Origin of the sequence: Actinotalea sp. (genome assembly GCF_035443605.1) — a bacterium.
GTDB lineage: Bacteria > Actinomycetota > Actinomycetes > Actinomycetales > Cellulomonadaceae > Actinotalea.
The window spans coordinates 1-10,241 of the sequence record NZ_DAORSQ010000090.1; the positions used below are offsets into that span (position 1 = coordinate 1).

Here is a 10,241-nt window from a genome sequence, read left to right on the forward strand (position 1 = left end):
GAGCTGCACCGCGCGGACCGCCGCGGCGGCCTTGTCGCGCGACTCGGCGTACTCGCTGGCCGGCACCGAGTCCGCCACGATCCCGGCCCCCGCCTGGACGCTCGCCCTGCCCTCGCGGATGAGCGCGGTGCGGATGGCGATGGCCATGTCCATGTCGCCGGCGAAGTCGAAGTACCCGACCGTGCCGCCGTAGATCCCGCGGCGGGCCGGCTCGAGCTCGTCGATGAGGGCGATCGCGCGCGGCTTGGGGGCCCCCGACAGCGTCCCCGCGGGGAACGTCGCGACGAGGGCCTGCAGGGCCGTGGCCCCGGCGCGCAGCCGCCCGACCACCGTCGAGCACAGGTGCATGATGTGGCTGAACCGCCGCACGAGCATGAACTCGAGCACCTCGACGCTGGTGGGCTCGCAGACCTTGACGAGGTCGTTGCGGGACAGGTCCACGAGCATGAGGTGCTCGGCCCGCTCCTTCGGGTCGGCCAGCAGCTCGGTGGCCAGCGTCGCGTCCTGCTCCGGGGTGGCCCCGCGGGGGCGCGAGCCCGCGATGGGATAGGTGAGCACGCGGCCGTCCGTCACCTTGACGAGCGTCTCGGGGCTCGACCCGACGACCGCGAAGTCGCGCCCCGCGGCGTCCTGGAGCTGGAAGTAGTACATGTACGGGCTCGGGTTGATGGTGCGCAGCACGCGGTAGACGTCCAGCGGGGACGCCGGGCAGTCCAGGTCGAGGCGCTGGGAGAGCACCACCTGGAACACCTCACCCTCGCGGATCGCCTCCTTGCCCGAGCGCACCGCCTGCTCGTACTCCGCCCGCGTGGAGCGGAACTCCAGCGCGGGCTCGACCTCCGAGCCGAGCACGCCGGGGGCGACGACGACGGGGTGCGCGAGCGCCGTGTGCATCCGGTCGAGCCGCGCGACGGCGTCGGCGTGAGCCTCGTCCACGCGCGCGTCCGTGTCGTCGAAGTTGATCGCGTTGGCGACCAGCCACACCGAGCCGTCGACGTGGTCGACGACGGCCAGATCCGTGGCCAGGCACAGCGTCAGCTCCGGGACACCCAGCTCGTCGGGTGCCTTGGCCGGCAGCGTGGGCTCCCAGTGCCGCACGACGTCCCACCCCATGGCGCCCACGAGGCCACCCGTCAGCGGCGGCAGGCCGGGCACGGCCGGGGTGCGCAGCGCCTCGAGCGTCGCGCCCAGCACGTCGAGCACGTCGCCCTCGAGCGGAACGCCCACCGGGACGTCACCGAGCCACACGGCCGCGCCGTCTGTCACGGTGAGCGTCGCGCGCGAGGCGACGCCGACGAAGGAGTAGCGCGCCCAGGTGCCGTCCACCTCGGCGGACTCGAGCACGAAGGTGCCGGGCCGGCCCTGCGCGAGGGTGCGGTACAGGCCGACGGGCGTGACGTCGTCGGCGAGCAGTCGGCGGACCACCGGGATGACGCGCCGGTCGCGCGCCAGCTCCCGGAAGGTCTCCACGGCCGGCCACGTCGTGCCCCAGGGCAACGCGCCAACGGTCGGGCCGCCCTCGACCGTCCCGGGCTCGGCGGCGGCGCTCATCCGCGCACCGGCCCGACCACTGCCCCGAGGTCTCCCCCGGCCGCGAAGCACGTCCTGGCGCCCGTGTGGCACGCGGCACCGACCTGGTCCACGCGCACCAGGACGGCGTCGCCGTCGCAGTCCAGCGCGACGGACCGCACGTGCTGCAGGTGGCCCGAGGTGTCGCCCTTGCGCCAGTACTCCTGGCGCGAGCGGCTCCAGAAGGTCACCCGCCCGCTGGTCAGCGTGCGGTGCAGCGCCTCGTCGTCCATCCAGCCGACCATGAGCACCTCGCCGGTGTCGTGCTGCTGGACGACGGCGCAGACCAGGCCGGCGGCGTCGCGCGACAGCCGCGCGGCGAGGGACGGGTCGAGGTCCGAGGGGCGGGCGGGCACAGGCAGGGCGTCGGGCACCCGCCGATCCTGCCACGGGCCGCGCGGGGGCGGCAGCGTGCGTCCGGCCCAGCGCGTCCGGCCCAGCGCGTCCGGCCCAGCGCGTCCGGACCGGGGCGCCCGGCTGGGCGCGCCCGGCTCAGCGCGTCTGCGACAGCCAGGCGGCGTGCATCTGGGCGTACACGCCGGGCTCGGCGAGGAGCGCGGCGTGCGGCCCCACCTGGACGACGTGCCCGTGGTCGACGACGACGACCACATCGGCCGCCTCCGCCGTCGACAGCCGGTGCGCGATCGTCAGGGTGGTCCGGCCGGCCGTGAGCTGGTCCAGCGCGCGGGCGATCCGCACCTCGGTGGCCGGGTCCACCGCGCTCGTGGCCTCGTCGAGCACCAGCAGGTCGGCGCCCGCGAGGTGCGCCCTGGCGAGGGCGACGAGCTGGCGCTCCCCCGCGGACAGCCGCTCGCCGCGCTGGCCGACGTCGGTGCCCAGGCCGTCCGGCAGGTCGGCGAGCCAGTCCGCGAGCCCCAGCTCGGCGAAGGCACCCTCGACCACCGCCGCACGATCGCGCGCCTCGCCGGGGGCCGGCCGGGCGCCGTACGCGACGTTGTCGAGGAGGCTGCCCTCGAAGAGGAAGCCCTCCTGGGGCACCAGCACCACGCGGGTGCGCACCCCTGCCAGGCTCAGGTCGCGCAGGTCCACGCCGTCGAGCAGCACGCGCCCCTCGAGCGGGTCGACCAGCCGGGTGACGAGCTTGGCCATCGTGCTCTTGCCGGAGCCCGTCGCACCCACCACCGCGACCTTGGCCGTGGCGGGCACCACGAGGTCGACGTCGTGCAGCACCGTGGGGCCGTCGGGGTAGCCGTACCGGACGCCGCGCAGCTCGACGCGGGCGGGGCCACGCGGGCTGGGCGCGCCCCCGCCCGGCGGGTCCGCGACCTCGACCGGGGTGTCGATGACCCCGAGCACGCGCCGCCACCCGGCGAGCGCGTTCTGCAGCTCGTTGAGGATCTCGGTGGCCATCTGCACCGGCCCGGTGAACAGCTGGGCCAGGAAGAGGAAGGCAAGCAGGCGCCCCGCGCTGAGCTCACCGGCGACGCCGAGCAGCGTGCCGACGACGACCACCACCGCGAGCACGGCGTTGGCCACGAGGACACCCGACGAGAACACCGTCGCGACCCGCGTCTGCGCACGCACCTTGGCGTCGCGGGTGGCCGTGACGGACGCGTCGATCCGGCGCTGGGTGCGCGCCCCGACGCCGTACGCCCGGATGGTCTCCGCGCCGACGACGGCCTCGGAGATCGCGCCGAGCATCGCGCCCATGCGCTCGCGCACCAGGGCGAACGCGGTGCTGAGCTTCTTCTGGGCCGGCCGCAGCACGAGGACGAGCGGGACGAAGCACGCCCACACGACGAGCGTCAGCTGCCAGGAGTAGACGGCCATGAGGACGGTCGCAGCGAGGATCTGCAGCACCGAGACGAGCAGCATGATGCCGCCCCACTGCACGAACAGCGAGATGGTGTCGACGTCGCTCGTCACGCGCGAGACGAGGCTGCCCTTGCGCTCGGTGCCCTGGGTGAGGGCGGACAGGTCGTGCACGTGGCGGAACGCCGTGACCCGCAGGCGGGCCAGGCCGGCCTCGCTGGACCGGAACAGCCGCACGTTGACCAGCGACGCGCACACCCCCGAGACGACGAGGCCCAGCGCGGCCAGGCCGACGAGCAGCAGCACGCGGTCCGAGCGCGGTCCGCCGGGCGCCAGCACCGCGGTGTCGACGGTCTGCTGGACCGCGATGGGCACGACGATGCGCCCTGCCGCGGCGAGCACGGCGAGCGCGACGGTGACGAGCAGGCCGTCGAGCAGCTGCGGGGAGACCTCGACGCCGCGGCGCAGGGTCGCCATCGGGCCCAGCGCGCTCGTCCGGCCCAGGCGCACCGGTGTCGGGTCGGGCGCGCTCATCGGTCCTCCTCCCCGTCCGCGTCGGCCTCGGCGTCGGCGTCGGCGGCCGCCTCGGACCGTCGCACGCTCTCGTCGAGGTACGCCGTGGCCAGCTCGCGGTAGCCCGGGTCCCGTTCGAGCAGCTCTGCGTGGGTGCCGCGGTCGACCACGCGCCCGCCCTCCAGGTGTACGACCTCGTCGGCGAGCAGCACCGACGACATCCGGTAGGCGACCATGAGCACGGTCGGTGTCCCGGCGGGCCCCAGCGCCGAGCGCAGGCCGGTGAGGATCTCCTGCTCGACGCGCGGGTCGACGGCTGACGTCGCGTCGTCCAGGACGAGCAGCCGCGGGCGCCGGACCAGCGCCCTGGCGATCGCCAGGCGCTGCCGCTGGCCGCCCGAGAGGTTGGCCCCGCGCTCGCCCAGCGGCGCGTCGAGGCCGCCCGGCAGGGCCCGCACCACGCCGTCGACCCGTGCGAGGCGCAGCGCGGCCCAGACCGCGTCGTCGTCGGGCGCGGCCGGGTCGTCGCGGTCCGCCAGGGTGACGTTGGCCCGCACGGTGTCCTCGAAGACGAAGGCCTGCTGCGCGACGAGCGCGACCTGGGCGGTGAGGTCGGCGGCGCGGACGTGCACGAGGTCGACGCCGTCGAGGAGCACCACCCCGGCGCTGGGGTCCCGCAGCCTGCTGAGCAGCGAGACCAGCGTCGTCTTGCCCGCTCCCGTGGGCCCGACGAGCGCGACGGTCCGCCCCGCCGGCAGCTCCAGGTCGACGCCCTCGAGCAGCGTGTGCTGCCCCGTCGGGTCGGTGATCCGCAGCGCGACGTCGTGCAGCGCGACGTGCAGCCCGGCGGTCCCGGCCGGCAGCGCGAGCGTGCCGGCGGGCTGGTCGCTGGACGCGTCGAGCACGCGGGCGATCCGGTCGTACCCCACCAGGCCACGGGGCAGCTCGCCGAGCACCCAGCCGAACGCGCGCACGGGCACGGCCATGAGCGTCAACAGGTACGCGGCCGCGACGATGTCCCCGGTCTGCACGGCGCCCGCGGCCAGGCGGGCCGAGCCGACGAGCAGCACCGCGAGCGTCCCGACGCTGGGCAGCAGGTCGATGACGGGGTCGAACACCGCGCGCACGCGGCCCACCCGCACGTTCGCCGCCCGCAGGGCGTCGGCCCGCTCGGCGAACCGGCGCTCCTCGGCGTCCGCCGTGCCGAGGGACTTGACGAGCAGCGCGGCCTCGAAGCTCTCGTGCGCGATGTCGGACACCTCGGCCCGCAGCTGCTGGGCGCGGGTGATCGCCGGCGACATGTAGCGCTGGAACACGAGGTTGGCCAGCACGGCGAGCGGCAGCACGGCCAGTGCCGTGACGGCCAGCCAGACGTCCGTGGCCAGCAGCGCGACCGCCGCGACGGCGATCATCACCACGACCCCGAGGGCGAACGGCAGCGGGTCGAAGACCCCTGTCGCGGCCTCGACGTCCGAGCTCGCGTTGGCCAGCAGCTGGCCGGTGGGGTGGGCCCGGTGCCAGGACATCGGCAGGTGCAGGTACTGGCGGGTCACCGCGCGGCGGTGGTCGGCCTGGATGTCCGAGGAGCCGATCCCGGCGAAGATCCGCCGCCCCGCGACGGCCAGCGCGAGGGCGAGCGCGACGGCGAGCAGGACGAGACCCGCCGCCCACAGCGAGCCCAGCGCCTCCGGGGAGCCCGCGACGGCAGGCACGACCACGCGATCGGTCACCTGACCGAGCACCTGGCTCACCCCGACCGTCAGGGCGCCGAACGCCGCCGAGGTGCCGATCGCCCAGGCGTACGTGCGCGGCTGCGAGGCGATCCCGCGGCCCACGAGGCCGAGCCCGCGCCGCACGGGGCCGCCCTCGAGGGCTGCGGGGCGTCGGGTCGAGGGCACAGCTGGCGCGCGCACAGGACTCCTTGTCGATGGGACGGCGGGCGACCCGCGCGTGGGACGATGTCGGATGCCGTGGCACCCCCTGGAACGGACGGCGCTCGCCGACGCGCTGAGCGCCGCAGGCCCGGGAGCACCCACCCGTTGCGAGGGGTGGCGCTCGGAGCACCTGGCCGCCCACATCGTACGTCGCGAGGGATCGCCGGGCAGCGCCGCCGGCATCGTCGTGCCGTGGCTGGCTGCCCGCACCGAGCGCGACGTCCAGAAGCTCGGCGACCGTGCGGCGACCCCGGACGGCTACGCCGCGATCGTCGAGCGGGTGCGCTCCGGACCGCCGCCGGCCAGCCCGATGCGCTGGGCCGGCGACGCCGTCCAGCTCGTCGAGCTCTTCGTGCACACCGAGGACGTGCGTCGGGGCGCCGGGCGGGGCTCGGCGCTGCCGCGGACCCTGCCGCCGGGCGAGCAGGACGCCCTCTGGGCGGCGCTGCGGCGCAGCGCGCGGCTGGCGTACCGCGACAGCCCGGTCGGCGTGGTGCTCACCGACGGGAGCCGCACCCTGCGCGCCCGCCGCCCGCCGCGCGAGGGCGACTCCCCCGGGACCGGTCGGGACCTCCCGACCGGGCGGGACGTCGTGGTCCGGGGCCAGGTCGGTGAGCTGCTGCTGCACGCGTTCGGCCGCTCGGCGGTCGCGGAGGTCACGGTCGAGGGCCCGCGGGACGCCGTGGCTGCCCTGGAGCGGGTGCGGCGCAGCTGACGCCCCACCGGCCGGGCAGACGCCGGAGACGGTGCCGACGTCAGCGGACGACGATCCCCGCGGCCCGCAGCGCGCCCTTGACCTGGCCGACGGTCAGCACCCCGAAGTGGAAGACGCTCGCCGCGAGCAGCGCGTCGGCGCCGGCCTGTGCCGCGGCGACGAAGTGCTCCACCGTCCCCGCCCCTCCGCTCGCGATGAGCGGCACCGCGACCTGGCCACGCACGGCCGCCAGCATCTCCAGGTCGAAGCCGGTGGTCATCCCGTCGGCGTCCATCGAGTTGAGCAGCACCTCGCCCGCGCCGAGCTCGACGGCCCGCCGGGCCCACGCCACCGCGTCGATGCCCGTGCCGCGCCGCCCGCCGTGCGTGGTCACCTCGTAGCCCGAGGGCGTCGGCGGGCCGTCGACCACCCGGCGGGCGTCCACCGAGAGCACGAGGACCTGGCTTCCGAACCGCTGGGCGATCTCGGCGACCAGCTCCGGCCGCGCGATCGCCGCGGTGTTGACCCCGACCTTGTCCGCGCCGGCACGCAGCAGCCGGTCGACGTCGTCCGTGGAGCGCACACCGCCACCGACGGTCAGCGGGACGAACACCTCGCCGGCCGTGCGGCGTACGACGTCGTACGTGGTCTCGCGCGCCCCGGAGGACGCCGAGACGTCGAGGAAGGTGATCTCGTCCGCGCCGTCGGCGTCGTAGCGCCGGGCGAGCTCGACCGGGTCCCCGGCGTCGCGCAGGTCGGCGAAGTTGACGCCCTTGACCACCCGCCCTGCGTCGACGTCAAGGCAGGGGATGACGCGGACCGCGACGCCCATGTCAGCCCACCTCGGGGCCGCCGCTGGCGGCGAGGATGTCGACGACGAAGACGAGCGTCTGGTCGGCGAGCTCGTGCTCCCCGCCGTAGCCGAGCGCCGGCGGGATGACGAGCAGCACCTGGCTGCCCACCGTCTGCTCGACGAGCCCGGTGTCCCAGCCCTCGATGACCGATCCCACGCCGATGGGGAAGGAGGTCGGGAGCTTCCCGGGGCCCCAGCTCGTGTCGAAGACCGCACCGTCGGCCCACAGGACGCCGGTGTACTGGACCGTGACGATCTGGCCGGCGGTCACCTGCGGACCGTCGCCGCGCAGCAGCGGCTGCACCACCGCCGCGGCGGGCGGCTCGCCCGCCGGGAGCGTGATCGTCGGGGCGCCGTTCGACGCGAGCTCGACCGTCGGCTGACCCTCGCGCGGCTCGACGGCCTCGCCCCACGCGCGCGTGGGCAGCACGTCGAAGACCGCGACGGTGGACGCGGCACCGTCGGCGCCGGGGACCAGCTGGAGCACGCGCGAGCCGACCCGCTGCCCGCGCAGCCCCTCGTAGAGGTCCAGGCCCAGCGCCTCGGCGCTCAGCAGGTACGGCTTGGGCTCGCTGCTGAACGTCTCGCCGATGAGGGAGCGGTCCGCCCCGGACTCCGCGTAGAAGTCGACGAGCACGGCCTCGCCCTCGACGAGCTCCGGGCCGGTGCCCTCGGCGATGACCTCGACGCTCGCCTCGGTGACCGTCAGCGGGACGTCGAAGGTCAGCTCCGGGGCGAAGCCGAGCTCCCCCGCGACGGTCACCTCGACCACGGCCTCCGGCTCGGGGGTGCACGCGGACAGGCCGGCGACCGCCACGAGCACGAGACCGATCACGGCGCGACGACGGCGCACGGCACTCCCTCCGACGCGCGGGTGCGCGCTCCAGACGACGGACGAGTCACTCTAGTGCGCCGGCCGGCCGCCCGACCCGACGCCGACGGGGTCTTCACGGTGGCGTCACGTCCCCGTCACAGGGACTCGAGCAGCCGGTCCACGCGCTCGTCGACGCTGCGGAAGGGGTCCTTGCACAGGACCGTCCGCTGGGCCTGGTCGTTGAGCTTGAGGTGCACCCAGTCGACCGTGTAGTCACGGCGCGCCTCCTGGGCGCGGCGCACGAAGTCGCCGCGCAGCTTGGCCCGCGTGGTCTGCGGCGGCACGGCGGTGGCCTCGAAGACGTCGAGGTCGTCGACCACGCGCTCGACCATCCCGCGCGCCGCCATGAGGTTGTACAGGCCCTGGGTGCGCGAGATGTCGTGGTAGGCCAGGTCGAGCCGCGTGACGCGCGGGTCGTCCAGCGTCATGCCGTGCCTGGCCTGGTATCGCTCGATCATCCGCAGCTTGATGACCCAGTCGAGCTCGCGGTCGACGGAGGACAGGTCTCCCGAGCGCAGGGCTGCCAGCCCGCGTTCCCACAGGTCGAGCGTGCGCGCGACCACCGGTGTGACCTCGAGCTCCGCGTCGACGAGCTCGCGCACCCGGGCGAGGAACTCCTCCTGGACGTCGAGAGCGCTGGCGGTGCGGCCGGTGGCCAGGGTCACCGGCACCGTGCCGGTGAGGTCGTGGCTGATGTCGCGGATGGCCCGCATGGGGTTCTCCAGCGTGACCGGGCGCACGGGCACCCCTGCCTCGATGAGGCGCAGCACGAGGTCGGTGGCGCCCACCTTGAGCAGCGTCGTCGTCTCCGACATCGACGAGTCGCCGACGATGACGTGCAGCCGCCGGTACTGCTCGGCGTCGGCGTGCGGCTCGTCGCGCGTGTTGATGATGGGCCGGGAGCGCGTGGTCGCGCTGGAGACCGACTCCCAGATGTGCTCGGCCCGCTGGGACAGGCAGTAGACCGCGCCACGGGGCGTGGGCAGCACCTTGCCGGCGCCCGTGAGCACCTGGCGCGTGATGAGGAAGGGCACGAGCACGTCGGCCAGCCGCCCGAAGTCCCCCTGGCGCCGCACGAGGTAGTTCTCGTGGCAGCCGTAGGAGTTGCCGGCCGAGTCGGTGTTGTTCTTGAACAGGTGGATGGTGCCCGGGACGCCCTCGTCGACCAGCCGCTGCTGCGCGTCCGCCACGAGGCCCTCGAGGATCCGCTCGCCGCCGCGGTCGTGGGCGATGAGCTGGGGGATGTCGTCGCACTCGGCCGTCGCGTACTCGGGGTGCGAGCCGACGTCGAGGTAGAGCCTCGAGCCGTTGCGCAGGAAGACGTTGGAGGACCGGCCCCACGCGACCACCTTGCGGAACAGGTAGCGGGCGACCTCGTCCGCCGAGAGGCCCCGGCCCTGGTCGACGGCGCACGTCACGCCGTACTCGGTCTCCAGGCCGAAGATCCGCCGGTCCACGCCTCAGCCCCGCCCGGCGGCCGAGGGCTCGTCGGGCTCCCCGGGTGCACCGGGCGCGTCGGTCCCGTCCGGCTCCGTCAGGAGGTCGCCGAGCTGGGCCGCGGCGAGCCGCCGGAACGCGCGCCGGGGCCGGGTGCGGTCCAGCACCGCCACCTCGAGCTGCGCCGGCTCGAGCACGCGGGGCTCACCCTCGGGCTGGGTCCCCAGCACCTGCACGGCCAGCCGCACCGCGGCGCCCAGGTCCATGCCCGGACGCCACTGCGCCGCCAGGCGCTCGGACAGCCGCTCGGCCTGCCCACCCATGACGACGTGGCCGCGCTCGTCGGCCACCGAGCCGTCGTAGGACAGCCGGTAGACCTGGTCCTCCTCGGGGGTCGCCCCCACCTCGGCGACCACGAGCTCCACCTCGAGGGGCTTGGCCTCCGTGGTGAACACCGTGCCCAGCGTCTGCGCGTACGCGTTGGCGAGCCCGCGCGCGTTGACGTCCGCGCGGTCGAACGAGTACCCCCGCAGGTCCGCGTAGCGCACCCCGGCGACGCGCAGGTTCTCGAACTCGTTGTACTTGCCGACCGCG

9 protein-coding genes are annotated in these 10,241 nt (G+C 75.2%); 1 reads left to right on the top strand and 8 read right to left on the bottom strand.

All coding sequences use genetic code 11. The annotated features are described in order from the left end of the window. The 4 genes from PKY62_RS10245 to PKY62_RS10260 all read right to left on the bottom strand — a co-directional run. A partial coding sequence (locus tag PKY62_RS10245) for an anthranilate synthase component I (protein WP_324536609.1) occupies positions 1-1,551 on the bottom strand: 1,551 nt, incomplete at its 3' end. Beyond that, positions 1,548-1,943: a phosphoribosyl-AMP cyclohydrolase gene (gene hisI / locus PKY62_RS10250; protein ID WP_324536610.1), complete on the bottom strand. Its 396-nt coding sequence runs from the start codon at positions 1,941-1,943 to the stop codon at positions 1,548-1,550. The genes PKY62_RS10245 and hisI, both read right to left, overlap by 4 nt. A 118-nt stretch (positions 1,944-2,061) precedes the next feature. Further along, the gene (locus tag PKY62_RS10255; RefSeq protein WP_324536611.1) at positions 2,062-3,876 is read right to left on the bottom strand and encodes an ABC transporter ATP-binding protein; all 1,815 of its coding nucleotides are present in this window, start codon (positions 3,874-3,876) and stop codon (positions 2,062-2,064) included. After that, positions 3,873-5,768: an ABC transporter ATP-binding protein gene (locus PKY62_RS10260; protein WP_324536612.1), complete on the bottom strand. Its 1,896-nt coding sequence runs from the start codon at positions 5,766-5,768 to the stop codon at positions 3,873-3,875. The genes PKY62_RS10255 and PKY62_RS10260 overlap by 4 nt, the downstream gene beginning before the upstream one ends. A 52-nt stretch (positions 5,769-5,820) precedes the next feature. Between PKY62_RS10260 and PKY62_RS10265 the strand changes: the two genes are divergently transcribed. Continuing rightward, complete coding sequence (locus tag PKY62_RS10265) at positions 5,821-6,504, top strand: TIGR03085 family metal-binding protein (RefSeq protein WP_324536613.1); 684 nt, start codon at positions 5,821-5,823, stop codon at positions 6,502-6,504. Positions 6,505-6,544: 40 nt separating this feature from the next. Here the strand turns inward: PKY62_RS10265 and hisF are convergent, their stop codons facing one another. The 4 genes from hisF to prcA form a co-directional block, all read right to left on the bottom strand. After that, positions 6,545-7,315 carry an imidazole glycerol phosphate synthase subunit HisF gene (gene hisF / locus PKY62_RS10270; protein ID WP_324536614.1) on the bottom strand — a complete coding sequence of 257 codons (771 nt, stop codon included), beginning with the start codon at positions 7,313-7,315 and terminating at the stop codon, positions 6,545-6,547. A 1-nt stretch (position 7,316) separates the two neighbouring features. Then, positions 7,317-8,171 (bottom strand): FKBP-type peptidyl-prolyl cis-trans isomerase, encoded by an 855-nt coding sequence (locus PKY62_RS10275; protein WP_324536615.1) that lies wholly within the window; start codon positions 8,169-8,171, stop codon positions 7,317-7,319. Positions 8,172-8,305: 134 nt separating this feature from the next. Beyond that, positions 8,306-9,667: a Pup--protein ligase gene (pafA, locus tag PKY62_RS10280; RefSeq protein ID WP_324536616.1), complete on the bottom strand. Its 1,362-nt coding sequence runs from the start codon at positions 9,665-9,667 to the stop codon at positions 8,306-8,308. 3 nt (positions 9,668-9,670) lie between these two features. Next, positions 9,671-10,241 (bottom strand): proteasome subunit alpha (gene prcA / locus PKY62_RS10285; RefSeq protein ID WP_324536617.1); only part of this gene is annotated, 571 nt, incomplete at its 5' end.